We start from the raw sequence: 16,035 nt of genomic DNA, 5'->3' as shown, positions 1-16,035 counted from the left end.
AAAGCCCCGCCGAAGCGGGGCCTTTCCGTTAGTTGTAGGGACAGATTTGAAACCTGTCCAGCTAGACGAACAACTTAGTTAGAAATAGTATAACCAGTTGTCGTCACGGTCTTTTCAAGGCCATCAACTAAGTAGCCGTTAAACCAAGTGCTTTCAGCAGTGGCGTCTTGGCTACCAGACTTGTTGGTGTGGTCATCTGACCAAACGAACAAGCCAGAGTCATTAGCGCCGAAAGCTGAGGCAGTGGTACCAGTCAATTGACCGGTCATCGTTGAAGCGGTGTCACCTAATAGGTTAACCGTCACCGAGTCAGAGCTATCTGCACCAGAGATATTACCATGTAGATAGAATCTCTTTGTGCTGCCTGAAGAAACTTCAAGCTGTTCACCGACATCACCCTCGCTATAGTCAGGGCTATTGAAGATGAAAGAAACACGTCCGACGCCAGCACCTTCATAGTATTGGTCTAGGGCGGAAGCGTCAGCACTTGAGACTTTATTACTTACGCCATCCTGCTTCAAGTATAGCGGGCTACCGACGGTAGCTGAACCTGAAGTGGCGACACGGAATGAGAAACGATACAACATAACCGGTCGGCCTTGGGATGAGTCAGCAGTGACATCAAAGGCGTAAATCGTTAGATCCCCATTGCTCAAACTTGACGAAGCGCCTAGCCGATTTGATGTAGACGGCAAGGTAATCGTAGGTTTAGATGCATGCAGGATGTGCGCAGTACTAGTGGAGCTATTGTAAGTTTCACTTGCGGCTGCCCCGGAATCTTCACCCGTAGCTTTAATGCTATTAGCACCGCCAAATCCAATCTGGAAAGACGCATTTGGGGTACCAGGGTTGTCGGTTCCTTGGCTTGAAATTTCCGCTGTATTAACCTTCACTGTCAACGTCACATTACCATCTTTCGGAACTTTAACGTAGTTCGTAGCAGATGAGTTTTGTGAGAAGTTGAACTTAAAGCTACCAGTAGCACCAATGTTTGATTCAACTAACTTTGTACTACCGTTATAGATAGCCACGTTAGTCACATCAGCATAGTTACCAGTTCCGGTACCAGTTAAGCCTCCATTAGCGATACGAACAGTTAAGTCATCTAAGACGACTGCTTCGTTCACCGATGATAGCCGCAAACTATTGATTGTCACATCAGTTGTACCTGACAAAATAATAGATTGTTCAGGTGTGTTGTGATTAGCAATCGTTAAGGTACCTTGGCCAGCATACGTGATTTCAGCACCGTCATCAGCGGTGACTGTAACAGTGGCGCTATTGCCAGTGGATAAGCCAGTGGCAGTAACGGCCGCGTTAGAAGTAATGCCGAATTGGCTTACTTCACCAGCTGAAGCGCTGGAGCTGATATCACCGCGCAACTTAACTACTGTCTTAGAGCCCTTAGTCACAACCATTGGGCTACTAAGGCCGAAAGTTGTCGTGTTACGGCTGCCGCCTGATGCTGGGTCAGTGTTAATTGGGGTTTGCGCGACTTCGTCAACATACAACGTTAAGTTATTAACGTTGGTTGCTGAAGCGGCAATTGCCAATGACGTCACCCGGACATCTTCACCCGAGTCGGTGGCGTCAAAGGTCCAAGAACCAAAGGTTGCTTGTGACGCACCGGCAATTAAAGTGCTAGATGAAGGTGAACTATCGCGAGTCACCTGCAAGGTAGCGGCTTTAATCGTTTGAGCGTTAGCTGAAATGCTAGCCGATGGAGTTGCGGTAATAGTATTACCGGTTACTTCCCCGCGGGCAGTTAAAGCTGAGCCCGGGTTAAACGATACAGTTAAAGTGTCGTTTGAACTAAACCCAGAGTTGCTGGCAATATCTGCTACAACCTTATACACAGTTTCACCAACTGGCAGTGTAAAGGTGTCGGTCCAAGCCACGGTTAGGGCATGGGTGGTTAAGTCGGTTGGGCCAGCCACGGTTTGTCCGTTAGAGTTGACTAACCTGTAACCACGGGTAGCGTCAGTGACAGTAATGTCGGTTGCGTCAGTTGAAGCAACTGTTAACGTCAAAGCGGTAACTTCAATTGGCTCACCTTCGACTTTAAATTTGAAGGCGCCAAGAGCTTGGCTGTCGCCAATAGTAATGTTACCTGCCTGGACATCATTACTCTTAGACACTACTAACGTACCATTACCAATCGTGAATTGATTATCATTCAAGGTTGGGTTAGCGGTAGTTGAACCAATGTAACCTGTGCCGGTATAAGTAGGCACGGCGTTATAGCCAGTATCAAGTCCTTGAACTAACAGATCAGTTGTGCGGTAAATAGCTAATTGAATAGTTCTAGCTGAACCGCTAACAACATCACCTTTAATCTGGAATTGAGCGGTCTGACCCTTATTAATGGTAATACCGCTTGGTAAGGTAAAATTCATGAACTTGCTGTCATTCGGATCAACGGTTCCACTGACCAAGAAAGTGCCGTCTTGATACAACTTTATATTGTCGATGTCAGAGAAGCTCGCGGTACCTTCTTGGTAAACGCGAATGTTATTGAATCTAACATCTTCAGACGAACCAGCCGTAATCTTGAATGAGAAGAAGGTGTAGTCGGTTGTGCCGACTTCTAACGAAGAATCAGTAGCATTACTGAAAGCTCCGCGTTGAACGGTAGCTGAGGCAATGGTAATGGTTCCGTTAATGGTGTGTGGGTTACCCACAATTGGCAATGAGCCAATCACCGCACCGCCTTTCAACACGACCGAATCAAGCTGTAAGGCATGCGCTTCACCCGCGTATGAACCATTGCTTGAACCAAACGAACCGGTTAAGTACAACGGTACCGTGGTACAAGATGGAATGGTAATGTCACGAGAAAAGGATGCGATATTGTCAGCGTTGAAAGTCTTGCTGGTGGTGTCAAACGGCAACATCGTTCTTCCGTCAACAATGTCAACGCCACTGTAGGCGTTTTTGGAAGAATTACCAATACCACCAACTAATTTAACTTTCGCGCTGTCAATCACAATGTCCCCGTCACAAGAAGCGGTCGCGTTAACCTTAGTGAAAGGTAAGCGCGCTGCGTTGCTAGGAGCCAACGTGCTTGCTGGCGTATCAGGAGCTAATGCCAAAGTTAATGAAGAACCGGTGGAAACAGATGAACCTGAACCCAAACCTTTATCTTCACTAATCGTTGTGGCACCGCTCATTTCTGAAGCCGCATTATAATCGGCCGAAGTATTGACGGCGCTGCCAGTGTTGTAGCCGACAAAAACGGTTTCCACAACTGGAACAATCATTGTTTCCCAGTTGGCTCCGAACAATGTTTCAGCTAAAGAAGCTGAGGTAATGTGTCGAAGGGTGCCGTTTTTAGATACAGCGTACACTTTTGGATCTGACACAACCCAAGGGGTGTCGTTCGTGACCGCTTGGACCAATTTGGTACCAGGGCGGACAGAAACGTTACCACCTAAAGGATAACCATCTACTTCAGCGTCGGATAAGGTTTTAACACCATTAAAGTTGTCGTACCACGTAAAGAAGACGTCACCTGACGGGAAGACATAGCGCTTGTTGTCAGTCCCTAAATAGTAGACTGACGAAGAGCCTGACTTTTTAATCAGGTCGCCAGGGTTGGCGGCAAACACACTTAATGGCATCGCAAACAAACCAACTGACCACATAATTGTGGTAACAGTCACGCTGTAGCCGATAATCTTTTTTAATCTATCCATGTGTTTTTGTTACTTATTATAGTTCGTTAACGAGTGACTTTGGCTGTTGAATAAGCTTAATACGACCTAGAAATTATCTAGCCAGCCCGCATGAGCTTCGACCTTTCCTAAATAATCTCAAGGTGCTTAACCCAAGAGTGTTCAAAGTTACTACTGTTAAGGAACTTGGTTTTTATTAAAGTATTAGCAATGCATTGCTTACAAAGTAGCCGGCCAATACTCTAATAACAAAATTAATTTGGGCTCACCGCCGGTTCAGCTAAAGGCTATCCCTTCCTGGATTACTCCACCCACAAAGGGTGGTCGCCCTTTGGGACGTCTGACGTCCCTTTGGGCGAAAATTGTCAAAACCACGCATGGCGTGGGCAAACTAGCCTATTCACCAATCAACTCTTCAGTGGTTTCAGAAACTACTTCCTCCGGAATTTCAATGTCGGTGCTGGTAGCTTGTTGAATAACATCAGCCGCGGCTTCCAATTCAGGATTAACTTCTGTTTCAGTTTCGGCATCTTCTGATCCTTCAGATACGCCTTCATCCAATTCCTCTTCCGGCTGATTAACTAATTTACTGGCTGATTCTAACTTATCCAACGCGCCGTCAACATCGCCCTCATCCAATAATAATCTCGCCGCGTCAATTTCCGCTTGCGCGCTAGCAGAATTATTGCTCGCCGCCAGTGCCTCAATTTCGGCCGCGACCGTATCAATCCGGCCCCCAACCATCGCGATAGCTAAAGTGCCGTCACTAGAATCGTCAACTACAGCCCTCAAGGCCGCCAAGCTTGTGCTTTCAGCCTCGGCAGTAGCTTGGTCTAGGACTGATTTGGATTCGGATGATTTGGCAATCTTACTTTTATTTGCTTTTAATTTTTTGGCAAATTCGGTGCTGTTAGAGTCAACTGATTGCGCTAGTTTTAAAACATTACCTTGCTCACTTTGGCGTTCAACATGCGCGCGCACCAAACTAATGTCTTGATTGAAACGGCTCAAAAGCGCGTTGACGTGTTGATCTAACTCGCCGTTATCATTTTGAGCAACTAAACGATCCAGTTCATTTAAACGGTTACGGGCAAATTCCAAACGCAGTGTCGCTTTTTCTTCATCGGCAATGTTGACGGCAACCTGCAATTTCTCCAAACCTAACTTTACCGGATACAGGCTATCCCCCGGCAAACTGTAAAACGCGCCGTTGACAGCCAAAGTTGAACTGGTAAAAACGGCCAACATCACCAACATTGCTACTGCCGGCTGCATAATAACATGGCGAAATTGTCCTAACACGCCCTCCAAAATAGCTTCCAAAGATTTGCCCAAGCCGGCTTTGGTTTTGGCTGAAACTTGAATTTCAGACATTAAAAAATCCCGATTTAAATGAACCCATTCAGATCGGGGCTTAACGGATCGTAATTGCTTAAGTTTTTGAATCAGTTTTTGATCGGTCATCTTCAATCAATTTTTTGAGCTGTGCGAGTGATCGATGTAATAATACGCGCGTGGCTCCTTTAGATTTCTCAATTATTTCGGCTACTTCAGCTGTGTCTAGCTCGTCAATATAGCGCAAAATAATAATTTCTCTATATTCGTCTTTTAATTGGGTTAAATATTTTTCTAGCTGAGCAATTTCGGATAGCACCTCTACTTGGTCTAGCAAGCTAGGCTGGCTAGAAGTGTCTAAGACATCTAATACTTCCTCAGCCTCAAGTGAGATCTCGCGGTTACTGGTACGGTAATGATCAATCACTAAGTTACGCGCGGTGCGGTACAGTAAAGCATTCAAGTTTCCAACTGCCCGGGTAGCTTCATCTTGAATGTATCGCCAAGCTTTGAGGAAAACCTCAGCCGTTAAATCTTCGGCTTCCTCATGCGACGATATCTTAAAAAAGATAAAGCGGTAAATTCTATCAACGTACAGGTCGTAGATCTCGCCAAAAGCTTCCGTGTCTCCGTTTTTCGCCCGAATTAGCAAAACTTGTTCTTTAATCTTGCTCATCTACTATGACGTTGATTTATTATAAATGTTACAGTTTAAGGCCATATTATAGTCATTTTATGCTATTTTTGTCAAAGGTAATTAATGTAAATATAATTTTGCTAAATAAATATAGCTAAAATTAGCCACCTTGCCTAAAGTAATAGTTTTGCTCTATACTAAATATTCTTAATGCAATGTACATACTTTTCTAGACTTATATGGCAAATGAAAATTTAATCCGTCTATCGGTCAACGAGGCCGCCCGCTTAATGGGTGTGAGCCAAAAAACTATCCGTCGGGCAATTGCCCAAGACGAGCTACGCTATATTGTAGTACGGGGACGTTACAAAATAAACTTTGAAAGCTTACTGCGCTGGTCACAAACTAAAGTTAAGGTTGGCAATAAGTTAGCTAATAATGGTATTGGACAGTATGTGGATAAATGGAAAATTACTAACAAACATTACTCACCCAGGCCGCCAAGTAACTAGCTATGCTATAATGAACCTACTATTTGATAATATCATGAACTCAAAAAAATTAATTGTCTTGGCCGTAATTTTAATAGTTACTGTATCTGGAGGGTTCTTTTTATTTTATAACCGCCAAAAAATATCTGATCGTAATGGCGCAATTGCGCCTGGCACAACTGTGACTACTGCCCCGGCGATTAACGGAGTGACTTCGTCATACCGGCCGGAAGACTACCAAGATAATTTAAAAAATATACTCGACGAATTTTGGGCTAATACTAATCGGCCAAACACAGTTAATGATTTATTGGCTTTGACTTTACCTTTCGAATATCAAAATCTACATCTAGCGATTGTTCAAGCCATGCTGGAATATGAACAAACAGGCTCCCAGTTAGCCTTGGAACGCTTACAGCAAATCCGATCTGAAAATTCTTGGCTACAATAATGTCAGATAATATCACCAACACGCCTGAATACCGGCGGTTGCAGCGCGTTAAAGAGCGCCAATCCAATGATAAGGTAAGAAAACGAAAAAGACGGCGGCGGTACGGATGTTGGATGGTGTTTAGATGCTCCTGCTTTTTGTTATTTTGGATTTTAATCTTGCTCATCATTGCCGGAGTGCTGGCTAAAAGCAATTTAGTTCAAATTCCTATTTTGACACCGTTATTAAACAAAGGCACCAGATCAGCGCCGACCGAAACTGCTACTTCAACCGCGCCTTCAGAAACTAACGCTCAAAATGCGTTTAGCTTAAGCTTTAGCGAACAGACGTTAACTGACTTAGCTAGCGGCTATTCAGAAGGTCAAACTGACCCGTCATTTTCCAACATCGAAGTAGATATCAAAGAATCAACCATCGGCATTACAGGGCTGATGCTAAAGCCGTTCTCAACTAACTTTACCCTTGAAGCAATACCAATTATCAAAGAAAATGAATTAGGAATTGAAGTCCAACAATTTTCCGTCGGTGAGGTTTCGATTCCGTCATTTCTAGTCCGTGCCCTAGTTAATAATCTGATTGAACAGCAACTTAAATCAGTTAATGATGAGTTGGGCGATTCGGCCCAAATAGATAATATTGAAATTTCCCAAGACACCTTAACTATTAGCGGACGCACGCTTTAATGAGGGTAATTAACTTGTTCATTCCATACACCGTGCCTGTAATTTTTGGCTTAAGTTTAGAATTACTACTGCGCTTTCCCAAACACATCGTTATAATCGCCACCACGATTTCAGTCATAGTTGCTGTTTCGGTATGGCTGCTAAATATTAAAAAAATTAGACCGGGGCAAACTAGCGCCTTATCTGTTGTGCCGTTACTGGTAATTTGGGCAACGTACGCTTTTTTAGTGTTTATTCAGGGCGCGATTTTGAGACAGCTAATTATTATAAGCGCGACTTTACTTTTATACATCTATTTAGAGCAAGTCTATGTCTTTTTGTATCGTCCGGCTAAATTTCAACGTTACTCGCTCCAAAATATTTCAATTTATATAATCTTGATTGCTTTGTATGGCTTATTTTCTGCGGGTTTCGGGTTCATTATTTTTTTTAACGCTCCGATACTTTGGTTTATCATACCGACTATTTTTTTCGCCTTAACCGCCACCTACCACATAGCTTGGGTAACAGAGATGTCATTTGATGACAGCGCCAGTTATTTAATCGCCGTGCCTTATATTTTAGCCCAAGCTTTTATTGCCGTAAGCTTTATGCCAACTAGCATTTTTGTTAATGCGGCAATACTAAGTTTAGTTTTTTACACCACCATGGGAGTAGTTAGAAATGCTTGGCTTAATCGATTAGAAAAGAAGGTTGTTAGACGATATTCAATTATTTCACTAGCGGCTTTGTTCCTTATACTCGTGACGGCTAAGTGGATTTAAGGTATAATGGCTTTTAGTAAATATCTATGACAACCTACTTTAAAGTAACATTAGTCGCTTTACTTTTTGGCCTTATCGGCGGCGTGGTAGGGCAAATTTTAGCCGATGCTTACATCTCACCTTTGATTGAAATTTTTCCCGACTCTCCAACTGATCAAGTCAAATCAATTCCGGAACTTAAGCGGTCATCTGAGTTTACCGGCACGGATAATGATATTTTAGTTAATCAAGTCGTTAATAAAGCCAAGGAAGCAACCGTCGGAATTTACCGCGCCAGTGCTTCTTTTGGCCGATCTAGCTTTTTAGGTAATGGTACTATCTTGACTAGCGATGGCTGGCTGCTTAGCCATCAAGACGTAACTGGCAATTTGGCTACCGATCAATTAAAAGTTATTTATAAAAACGAGGCGTTCGCGGTTGAAGAATTAGCTAGCGACAGCTTAACTGGGGCCACCTTTTTAAAAATAAATAAACAAAATTTGCCTGTCGTGACTTTCAATGACTGGCAAGTTTTGTTCGCCGGTCAGGCTGTGGTTGCCATAAACGCATTTAACGATACTTTAGTCACCAATATTGAAAACAAAATGTGGGATAGCGACCCAGCCACTAATAGAAATACTGAAACCTTTGATGTTTATATTGCTTTAAGAGATAACGCGAATTCAAATTTTGATGGTGCTGTGGTGTATAATCTTGGCGGAACCGTCGTTGGCCTACTGACTACGATTCAAAATCGGTCTGTCGCCATACCCCCCAATTACTTTATCAACAAAATTCCTTCTGTCTTAAAAGATAAAATTATTGAGCGCCCGGAACTTGGCGTTCAATACCAAAATTTGGCTACTACTATTGGCCTCTTAGAGTTTGGCTCCAAAGGTGCCTTAATTACTAGCAGTCCTGCCGGCGGATCGCCCGCCGACCAAGCCGGCATTGAGATAAATGACATTGTTACGCAAGTTAATGGCGTAGAAGTTGACGCCCAAAACGATTTAGCTTTATTGGTCCAAGATCACCGCGTCGGCGATCAAATTAATTTAACTGTTGTACGCGACGGCGAAGAAATCAACCTTGAGATATTTTTAGGTAAGTTGTAATTTACTCTCTTTTCTTGCTGGTCTCCATTAACATGACAATACCTTCGACTCTGGCAGCCAACCTCACTAAATCATTCCTTGCGCTCTTCAATCGGATGATTAAGCTCTCTCGCTGAGCCTCAGGTGCATTCTTGCCCCTCATTCTTGCTGTGGTGCTTGGGTGACTTAATCTAGAACTTGGATTCTCTGAAGGAATTTCTTCAGGATCAAAACTATCAGACATATCCATGCCCCTGACTTCTTCTAGCAAAGCATCTATGGTAGAGATACCGCTTGAAGCAAAGGCTTCTTTAGACCTATTGGACCTTTCTTTAGCAAAATCAAAATCTGGGTTTTCTATGTTTGGTTGATGTGGTTTTTCACCTTCGGGCATATTTAAAAAGATATATTTCCGCAGGCGACAAAAACTTGCGGTTCTTCAGCAGATTTATGGACATTAATTGCCAGCGGTAAATTATTTGCAATATCTAGCATTGATATTTCTAAATTAGACTGTGATTGCCCATCAATGACTGAAGTTAACCCTTGCCAGATATCGCCAAGATTGTCACAACTGCCATTATGAATATGAGCTAGTTGAACGACGCCACTTGGTACTTCACCTTCTAAATTGACATTAACTACCGTCTTATCACTTTGCTCAGTTATGGTGGCCACGCCAAACTCGTTAGACTGATTGAGCTCGCCCAAAGTTACGGTCAGCGAATCTGGTAAGGAAGTATCAGGGGTTTGTGTTTTATAATAACGATTAAAAAAGAATGCCGCGGCCGCCGCGAGTACGATAACAGCTACCAACACCCAGACAATTTTCTTGCCCATAAATTTTGAATTTAGTTAATAAAGAAACTGTACGGCGAAAGTAAATCAATATCAGTAAAAAAGTGAATAAAGAAAAGCAAAATTAAAACTAGCGCAATCAGACGCAACATGAGCTTGTCTTTGGGGTGAGCTTTTTTTGATTTGAACATATTTACTTTTTAATTTACCTCCTTTGTCCGCCAAAGGGACGCCTGGCGTTCCAAAGGTGAATTTTAACTAAGGTAGAAATTTTTTACCTACCCATCTTCTTACCCAACCCTTCAAGCGCTCTTAGCACCTCCAGCGGAATCGCGAAAATAACCGTGTTAGATTGGTCTGAAGATAAATCATTAATTGACTGCAAAGTTCGTAAATGTAACGCTCCGGAAGAATTGGCCATCAAATCAGCCGCCTTGGCTAAATTCTTTGCGGCCACTAACTCCCCTTCTGCCTTAATTATAACGGCTCTTTTTTCCCGTTCAGCTTCGGCTTGTTTAGCGATAGTTCGTTTCATGACTTCGGGAAGTTCAATATGTTTTAAATCAACCGAAACGACTTTTAAACCCCAAGGGTCAGTCGCCTTGTCGATAATAACTTGAATCCGTTTTGATATTTCATCTCGGCTAGACAACAACTCATCCAAAGATACTTCACCCACTACGTCGCGCATTGTAGTTTGGGCTAGCTGTGACACGGCAAACATGTATTGCTCAACTTCTAATACTGCGAGTTTAGCGTCTTGAACTTTATAGTATAAAACAGCGTTAACGTTAACCGAAACATTATCCTTAGTAATTGCGTCTTGGTCCGGAACATCGACCGCCTTCACGCGCATGTCAATCTTCTTCATGGATTGAATAACCGGCCAAACCAACCGCCAACCAGGACGCATGATCAGCTTATATTTACCGAGTTGAAATTTAACCCCGCGTTCGTATTCATTAATTTGACGAATGCTTGCAATAATGATGGTTAAAATTATGGCTAGGGCAAAATACATATTTTCATTTCTTTAATTTTAAAATATAAAATCACCTTTGGGCATCTCCATTTCTGACCACTCATCACCTTGTTTACGGTAAACTTTAAAAATGTGTGCCTTTTCAGTATCTGAATAAGTATACTGTACCGTTGACTCACTGCCAATGCGTTTTGAGCCAATCACCTTTTTGTCCAGCACTAAAGGCTTAACGGTAAACTCTAAGCGCATCTGCCCCATTGGTCCGGTGAATTCTAAATACTCCATCGTACCGCCTCCGTCTTCCTCGGGCAGTTCTTGAGTTTCCCTGGCGGTGAGTTCAAATTTCTCGTTTACCAAATCAATAATTTCTTTCCAACGGTCTTCAGTCATACGCATTGTCATCCCCGACCCCGATCGGGGATCCAAGATTTCTAGATTCCCGTTTTCACGGAAATGACATATTAATTATTTGTTGCCCAAGCGCAGTCGAGGGCTTATCGTTTAATCTTACACCAATCCTACTGCTTTTTCAAAATGTGATCTCGCGCCTTGTCCAATAATTGCTGAATTTGCGGGCGATTAATCTTTTTAGATGCCTCATCATAAGTAAACCAGCCGTAGTCTTGATGTTCCGGCGAAATGGTGATGTGATCGCTTTTAGCTTTGGCGATATGAAAAATAGCAGTTTTGTTAACTTTGAAAATACCCTCATCTTCTTGTACCTTGAACGAATAATCGTACCTATATTCAAAATCTTTATCCAGCTCAACGTCATTTTTTGTCAGCCCGGTTTCTTCTTCCAGCTCACGGTAGGCAGTCGATAAATTGTCAGCATCCTTAACGTCAATGCGACCCTTGGGAAAATTCCAATATTCGGTAATGCCGGCTCGGTCTAACACTCTTAACCATTGTTCGCCGTGGCGTAAAAGTAAATATTTAATTTCTGGCTCAGTCGGTAAATAAACTACGAAGCCAACCGCTGTTTGTTTTTTAATCTTCATAATAAATTTTGCCCACTAATTTTTCCGGCAAATATTCTTGCCCCAATACTTCCTCGTCGTCAGGTTCATAGTTGGGATTATATTTATAATTTTTGCCATAGCCAAGATTTTTCATTAATTTTGTGGGAGCATTGCGCAGATGAAGCGGCACCGGTTCATCTAAACTCGTTTTAACATCTTCTTGTACTTGCTTGTAGGCTGAATATAAAGCATTGGATTTTGGCGCCTTAGCTAAATATACGACCGCTTGGGCTAAAATTACATCGCATTCTGGCATGCCAATAAAATGACAAGCTTGATAAGCGGCTACTGCTTGTGTTAAAGCGTTCGGGTCCGCCATACCGATATCTTCAGAGGCAAATCTGACTAAACGGCGGGCCACATATTCTGGCTTTTCGCCGGCCTCCAACATTCGTCCTAACCAATACAAAGAAGCATCTGGGTCAGAACCACGTAAACTTTTATGTAGCGCCGAAATTATGTTGTAATGCTGCTCGCCGGTTTTATCATACAGCATGTGAGATTTTTGTAAGGCCTCCTTAATCGCATTTTGATCAATTGTAATTACTCCTTTATTCCCACCGTCAGATTTAACCGCAAACTCCAACGCGTTCAAAGCTACCCGCGCGTCGCCATTTGCCATCTTGGCTAAAAACGCTACATCATCTTCGGCAATTTTTATCTCAATTTTTTCAAATCCATGCTTAATGGCCCGTGCGATTATTGTTTTTAAATCTTTTTCAGTTAGTTGCTCCAACACAAAAACGCGGCTCCGGGAAAGTAAGGCTGAAATGACTTCAAAACTAGGATTTTCAGTTGTGGCGCCAATTAGTACAACCGTTCCATCTTCCACGTACGGTAACAAAGCATCTTGCTGAGACTTACTCCAGCGATGAATTTCGTCGATAAATAAAATCGTTCGCTGGCTCTTAAACTTCAAACGCTCTTTGGTTTGGGCAATTACTTCGCGAAGTTCTTTTACGCCGGAAGTTACAGCCGAAAATTTTACAAAGTTTGAGTTAGTCGCCTCAGCAATAATCCTGGCTAAAGTTGTTTTGCCAGCCCCTGGCGGCCCCCAAAATATAATTGAAGGAATTTGGTCTTTTTCAATGGCATTGCGAAGCATGGTGCCTGGGCCAACCACCTTTTTTTGGCCCACAAAATCGTCAAAGGTTGTAGGCCTCATCTTGTCTGCCAAAGGCGCAAAATCACCCCTTTTTTGAACTAATTTGTGGTCAAATAAATCGAGCATAACCTCTACAGTTTACGCCTATTTAAGTTTCTTATCAAACTATTGATCCCGTTAAAAGTTTTAGTCGAAAAAGCTAATTAAAATGCAAATTTCACATTTACTTCTAACGGGATTGACATTTTCTCAAAAATATGGTATGATTTATTTATTGGTGCCCGCAGGAGGAAAGATCGTGATCCCATCACGAAAAGCCCAAATGCGAACCATTAAGGACGTCCGCCGAGAGGAGCTGGCAGCTAAGTTGTACCCGCCGTTTCTCAGCGTGGCGTTCATCGTTGTGCTTCTTGTAGGGGCGGCTTGCTCCTTCTGTGCCATCACGGCGCAGTACGAGACGTACAACAAGCTGCTTGTTCCTGCCCTTGTGGTGGGAGTCCTCATTTGGATCTTGCGCAAGCTAACGCGCGCGCGAGACAAGCAGTTTGCCAAAACCTGGCTCAAGTAGCCAGGGTCAACCGTAGGATGGCGGCCAAGTATGTCGTGCCCGCCAGCCACTGTCCTTCGGTTGATTCCAGGGCCGTGTCTTTCATTGCGATCGACACGGCCCTTTCCCTTTTTATTGACAAAAACAATTTAAAAGTATAAACCTGAAACTACAAAGGGAGGCCACAGATGGATGCCAAACACTGGAAAGTGATCCGTCTGTGGATCACAGGTTTTATGTCCTGCCTAGGACTGACATTACTAGGTTGGATAAGCTGCGTGGTCATCAAAGCCACGGGGCATGGAGGATGGGCAATTTTTCTAGTTATTGCTGCATGCTTCATCGGCTGCGCTCAAGTAGCCGATAAAACTCGGCAAGAAGTCGAGAGCATAGAAAGGTAGGTCTACGCCGCCGGCTACAAGCTGCGCGGCGTTCTGATTTATTGACAAAAACACTTAATCACTGGAAAATAAATAAACCAACCTAGGGGGTGGCTATGAGTACCAAAACCAAAGGGAGGGTGATAAGGTGCTTGGCGCTCGCTCTGCTTTTAGCCATGTTAGTTTCTGCGTCCATCATGACTAGCTCATTTGGGATGCATACCAACTGGCAACGTTTTTGGCTTGGGGCCGCAGCACTAATGTGCTGCGTCATTGGGGTGGCTGCCCTTAGCGCCTTAAACGCCAAGTGGCAATGAGTTCACCAGTCCGCCGGCACTCCGTGCGCCGGCGGCTTCCCTTTTTTAGATTATTCTTATACTATAATAACCTTTGCGGGGTGTGGCCCACACCAAAGCATAGCTTGGTATGGGGCAAACGCATCTTGCTTTTAAATTAGTATGTCGGGGTGACAGGACTTGAACCTGCGACCTCGTCGTCCCGAACGACGCGCGCTAGCCAACTGCGCTACACCCCGTCAAAAACTCCAATAATAGTAATGGATAAGAGTACCACAATCAAATATATCATTCAAGCGGCGGGGGCTGGAGGCAAAGTGTTGAAAAAATACTTTGGCCAAGAGTTGGAGTTGAAAGAAAAATCTATGGCGGCTGATTTTCAAACTAAAGCTGATTTGGAATCAGAAGAAGCAGTTACCAAAGTTTTAAAAAAGCATTTTCCTAATTACAATATCCACGGTGAGGAAAACGGCTTGCATGACAATAACTCTGAATGGACTTTCTATATTGACCCGCTTGACGGCACCAATAATTTTGTCATCGGGCTACCGCATTTCTCAGTCAATATTGTATTGCTTAAAAATAAAGCAGCCCATTACGCTGTCACGCACCAGCCTATTTTAAATAACACATATTACGCGGTGAAAGGCCAAGGTGCATTTTTGAACAATTCAAAAATTACTGTCAGCAATACCGTTGAAATCCCCCGGGCCACAATTGCGACGCAAGCTTATTACGATACCCCTGAAACGACCATCCAAAAAATTCATACAATTCTTTATGCTCAGGATGTTAAACGTATTTTAAGTAACTGGTCGCCGGCGCTAGATTACGGTATGCTCGCGGCTGGAAAAATTGACGGCATCATAAACTACGGCAATGAAATTTATGATTTTGCCGCCGGAAAATTAATTGCCCGCGAAGCCGGCGCTAAAATCACAACTTTTGACGGACAGGAAGATTTAGATGACCTTAACCCGCAATTTATAGCCAGCAACGGCACGCGGATTCATTCTCGTCTTTTAGATGTATTAAAGTAAAACTTGGTCATTGCGAGGAGCGAGTGAAACGAACGACGTGGCAATCTCTTCTGGCAATAGACAGGCCTGAGATCCTTACGTCGCCCACCTCTGGCGGGCTCCTCAGGATGACAATCGGAGCATTATTCTATAAACCCGCCGACTTGGCGTTCCCAAAGCGCTTTGTATACGCCTTTTTTCTTACGAATTAATTGCTGGTGGCTCCCCTGTTCAATTATTTGCCCTTCTTGAAGCACAACGATTCTATCCATTTTCATAATTGTTGATAAACGGTGAGCGATGACAATCACGGTCTTGTTTTTCATCAAAACCTGCAACGCCTCCTGAATTAAATGTTCGGATTCCGAATCCAAACTTGACGTTGCTTCATCCAATACCAAAATCGGCGCGTTTTTTAATATCGCGCGGGCAATCGCAATGCGTTGGCGTTCACCGCCAGATAATTTCACGCCGCGCTCGCCGACGTATGTGTCATACCCTTCGGGCATCTCCATGATAAATTCGTGGCTATGTGCCAACTTCGCCGCGCGCTCCACTTCTCCATCAGTGGCTTTTGGCTTGCCGTACCGAATATTTTCGCGCAAGGTTCGGTGAAATAAAATCGGGTCTTGAGAAACTAACCCTATGTTCTGCCATAAACTCTCTAGCGTGACAGACTGGATATTTTGATTATCAATTTTAATATTGCCGTGGCCTAAGTCATGGTTACGCAACAACAAATTTACGATTGTTGATTTGCCAGCGCCCGAATGCCCAA

The 16,035-nt window shown here is 43.4% G+C and carries 19 protein-coding genes and 1 tRNA gene; 9 read left to right on the top strand and 11 right to left on the bottom strand.

Features of this window, described 5'->3' with window-relative positions:
- Positions 1 to 74: 74 nt before the first annotated feature.
- The 3 genes from COT81_04555 to COT81_04545 form a co-directional block, all read right to left on the bottom strand.
- Complete coding sequence (locus tag COT81_04555) at positions 75 to 3,695, bottom strand: hypothetical protein (GenBank protein PIS04790.1); 3,621 nt, start codon at positions 3,693 to 3,695, stop codon at positions 75 to 77.
- 375 nt (positions 3,696 to 4,070) lie between these two features.
- On the bottom strand, positions 4,071 to 5,138 hold the full coding sequence (locus tag COT81_04550; protein PIS04789.1) for a hypothetical protein: 1,068 nt from the start codon (positions 5,136 to 5,138) through the stop codon (positions 4,071 to 4,073).
- Complete coding sequence (locus tag COT81_04545) at positions 5,107 to 5,685, bottom strand: hypothetical protein (protein ID PIS04788.1); 579 nt, start codon at positions 5,683 to 5,685, stop codon at positions 5,107 to 5,109. Before COT81_04545 ends, COT81_04550 begins: the two co-directional genes overlap by 32 nt.
- 200 nt (positions 5,686 to 5,885) lie before the next feature.
- Between COT81_04545 and COT81_04540 the strand changes: the two genes are divergently transcribed.
- The 5 genes from COT81_04540 to COT81_04520 are packed head-to-tail and all read left to right on the top strand — an operon-like array spanning position 5,886 to position 9,129.
- Positions 5,886 to 6,158 (top strand): hypothetical protein, encoded by a 273-nt coding sequence (locus tag COT81_04540; GenBank protein PIS04787.1) that lies wholly within the window; start codon positions 5,886 to 5,888, stop codon positions 6,156 to 6,158.
- Between the two features lie 34 nt (positions 6,159 to 6,192).
- The gene (locus COT81_04535) at positions 6,193 to 6,588 is read left to right on the top strand and encodes a hypothetical protein (protein ID PIS04786.1); all 396 of its coding nucleotides are present in this window, start codon (positions 6,193 to 6,195) and stop codon (positions 6,586 to 6,588) included.
- Complete coding sequence (locus COT81_04530; protein ID PIS04785.1) at positions 6,588 to 7,271, top strand: hypothetical protein; 684 nt, start codon at positions 6,588 to 6,590, stop codon at positions 7,269 to 7,271. The genes COT81_04535 and COT81_04530 overlap by 1 nt, the downstream gene beginning before the upstream one ends.
- Positions 7,271 to 8,035: a hypothetical protein gene (locus tag COT81_04525; protein PIS04784.1), complete on the top strand. Its 765-nt coding sequence runs from the start codon at positions 7,271 to 7,273 to the stop codon at positions 8,033 to 8,035. Before COT81_04530 ends, COT81_04525 begins: the two co-directional genes overlap by 1 nt.
- Positions 8,036 to 8,061: 26 nt before the next feature.
- Positions 8,062 to 9,129, top strand: coding sequence for a hypothetical protein (locus COT81_04520; protein ID PIS04783.1), 1,068 nt, complete (start codon positions 8,062 to 8,064; stop codon positions 9,127 to 9,129).
- A 1-nt stretch (position 9,130) separates the two neighbouring features.
- Here COT81_04520 and COT81_04515 read toward each other — a convergent pair whose 3' ends face one another.
- The 6 genes from COT81_04515 to COT81_04490 all read right to left on the bottom strand — a co-directional run bounded on the left by COT81_04515 (position 9,131) and on the right by COT81_04490 (position 13,141).
- Complete coding sequence (locus COT81_04515) at positions 9,131 to 9,502, bottom strand: hypothetical protein (GenBank protein PIS04782.1); 372 nt, start codon at positions 9,500 to 9,502, stop codon at positions 9,131 to 9,133.
- 2 nt (positions 9,503 to 9,504) lie between these two features.
- The gene (locus COT81_04510) at positions 9,505 to 9,948 is read right to left on the bottom strand and encodes a hypothetical protein (protein PIS04781.1); all 444 of its coding nucleotides are present in this window, start codon (positions 9,946 to 9,948) and stop codon (positions 9,505 to 9,507) included.
- Positions 9,949 to 10,180: 232 nt separating this feature from the next.
- Entirely contained in the window at positions 10,181 to 10,927 is a 747-nt protein-coding gene (locus COT81_04505; GenBank protein PIS04780.1) for a hypothetical protein, read from the bottom strand.
- A gap of 18 nt (positions 10,928 to 10,945) precedes the next feature.
- Complete coding sequence (locus COT81_04500; GenBank protein ID PIS04779.1) at positions 10,946 to 11,278, bottom strand: hypothetical protein; 333 nt, start codon at positions 11,276 to 11,278, stop codon at positions 10,946 to 10,948.
- A 128-nt stretch (positions 11,279 to 11,406) separates the two neighbouring features.
- Positions 11,407 to 11,889 carry a hypothetical protein gene (locus COT81_04495; protein ID PIS04778.1) on the bottom strand — a complete coding sequence of 161 codons (483 nt, stop codon included), beginning with the start codon at positions 11,887 to 11,889 and terminating at the stop codon, positions 11,407 to 11,409.
- Complete coding sequence (locus COT81_04490; protein PIS04777.1) at positions 11,879 to 13,141, bottom strand: AAA family ATPase; 1,263 nt, start codon at positions 13,139 to 13,141, stop codon at positions 11,879 to 11,881. The genes COT81_04495 and COT81_04490 overlap by 11 nt, the downstream gene beginning before the upstream one ends.
- Before the next feature lie 82 nt (positions 13,142 to 13,223).
- On the opposite strand from COT81_04490, the gene COT81_04485 reads away from it, so the two are divergent.
- From COT81_04485 to COT81_04475, 3 genes are all read left to right on the top strand, one after another.
- Positions 13,224 to 13,583 carry a hypothetical protein gene (locus COT81_04485; GenBank protein PIS04776.1) on the top strand — a complete coding sequence of 120 codons (360 nt, stop codon included), beginning with the start codon at positions 13,224 to 13,226 and terminating at the stop codon, positions 13,581 to 13,583.
- 167 nt (positions 13,584 to 13,750) lie between these two features.
- The gene (locus tag COT81_04480; protein ID PIS04775.1) at positions 13,751 to 13,963 is read left to right on the top strand and encodes a hypothetical protein; all 213 of its coding nucleotides are present in this window, start codon (positions 13,751 to 13,753) and stop codon (positions 13,961 to 13,963) included.
- Positions 13,964 to 14,058: 95 nt separating this feature from the next.
- Positions 14,059 to 14,259 (top strand): hypothetical protein, encoded by a 201-nt coding sequence (locus tag COT81_04475; protein PIS04774.1) that lies wholly within the window; start codon positions 14,059 to 14,061, stop codon positions 14,257 to 14,259.
- A 144-nt stretch (positions 14,260 to 14,403) separates the two neighbouring features.
- On the opposite strand, the gene COT81_04470 is transcribed toward COT81_04475, so the two are convergent.
- Positions 14,404 to 14,477, bottom strand: a tRNA-Pro gene (locus COT81_04470).
- 21 nt (positions 14,478 to 14,498) lie between these two features.
- Here COT81_04470 and COT81_04465 point away from each other — a divergent pair.
- Positions 14,499 to 15,278: an inositol monophosphatase gene (locus tag COT81_04465; GenBank protein ID PIS04773.1), complete on the top strand. Its 780-nt coding sequence runs from the start codon at positions 14,499 to 14,501 to the stop codon at positions 15,276 to 15,278.
- Positions 15,279 to 15,400: 122 nt separating this feature from the next.
- Here the strand turns inward: COT81_04465 and COT81_04460 are convergent.
- Positions 15,401 to 16,035 (bottom strand): hypothetical protein (locus COT81_04460; protein ID PIS04772.1); only part of this gene is annotated, 635 nt, incomplete at its 5' end.

The organism is Candidatus Buchananbacteria bacterium CG10_big_fil_rev_8_21_14_0_10_42_9 (assembly GCA_002773845.1).
Classification (GTDB): domain Bacteria; phylum Patescibacteriota; class Patescibacteriia; order Buchananbacterales; family 21-14-0-10-42-9; genus 21-14-0-10-42-9.
The sequence above is the reverse complement of the archived record's forward strand: the minus strand, read 5'-3'. Positions and strand labels throughout refer to the sequence as shown.

Coding starts and splice junctions, on each gene's coding strand:
- COT81_04555 (PIS04790.1), bottom strand. CDS start 3,695: ATGGATAGATTAAAAAAGATTATCGGCTACAGCGTGACTGTTACCACA.
- COT81_04550 (PIS04789.1), bottom strand. CDS start 5,138: ATGACCGATCAAAAACTGATTCAAAAACTTAAGCAATTACGATCCGTT.
- COT81_04545 (PIS04788.1), bottom strand. CDS start 5,685: ATGAGCAAGATTAAAGAACAAGTTTTGCTAATTCGGGCGAAAAACGGA.
- COT81_04540 (PIS04787.1), top strand. CDS start 5,886: ATGGCAAATGAAAATTTAATCCGTCTATCGGTCAACGAGGCCGCCCGC.
- COT81_04535 (PIS04786.1), top strand. CDS start 6,193: ATGAACTCAAAAAAATTAATTGTCTTGGCCGTAATTTTAATAGTTACT.
- COT81_04530 (PIS04785.1), top strand. CDS start 6,588: ATGTCAGATAATATCACCAACACGCCTGAATACCGGCGGTTGCAGCGC.
- COT81_04525 (PIS04784.1), top strand. CDS start 7,271: ATGAGGGTAATTAACTTGTTCATTCCATACACCGTGCCTGTAATTTTT.
- COT81_04520 (PIS04783.1), top strand. CDS start 8,062: ATGACAACCTACTTTAAAGTAACATTAGTCGCTTTACTTTTTGGCCTT.
- COT81_04515 (PIS04782.1), bottom strand. CDS start 9,502: ATGCCCGAAGGTGAAAAACCACATCAACCAAACATAGAAAACCCAGAT.
- COT81_04510 (PIS04781.1), bottom strand. CDS start 9,948: ATGGGCAAGAAAATTGTCTGGGTGTTGGTAGCTGTTATCGTACTCGCG.
- COT81_04505 (PIS04780.1), bottom strand. CDS start 10,927: ATGTATTTTGCCCTAGCCATAATTTTAACCATCATTATTGCAAGCATT.
- COT81_04500 (PIS04779.1), bottom strand. CDS start 11,278: ATGACTGAAGACCGTTGGAAAGAAATTATTGATTTGGTAAACGAGAAA.
- COT81_04495 (PIS04778.1), bottom strand. CDS start 11,889: ATGAAGATTAAAAAACAAACAGCGGTTGGCTTCGTAGTTTATTTACCG.
- COT81_04490 (PIS04777.1), bottom strand. CDS start 13,141: ATGCTCGATTTATTTGACCACAAATTAGTTCAAAAAAGGGGTGATTTT.
- COT81_04485 (PIS04776.1), top strand. CDS start 13,224: ATGCAAATTTCACATTTACTTCTAACGGGATTGACATTTTCTCAAAAA.
- COT81_04480 (PIS04775.1), top strand. CDS start 13,751: ATGGATGCCAAACACTGGAAAGTGATCCGTCTGTGGATCACAGGTTTT.
- COT81_04475 (PIS04774.1), top strand. CDS start 14,059: ATGAGTACCAAAACCAAAGGGAGGGTGATAAGGTGCTTGGCGCTCGCT.
- COT81_04465 (PIS04773.1), top strand. CDS start 14,499: ATGGATAAGAGTACCACAATCAAATATATCATTCAAGCGGCGGGGGCT.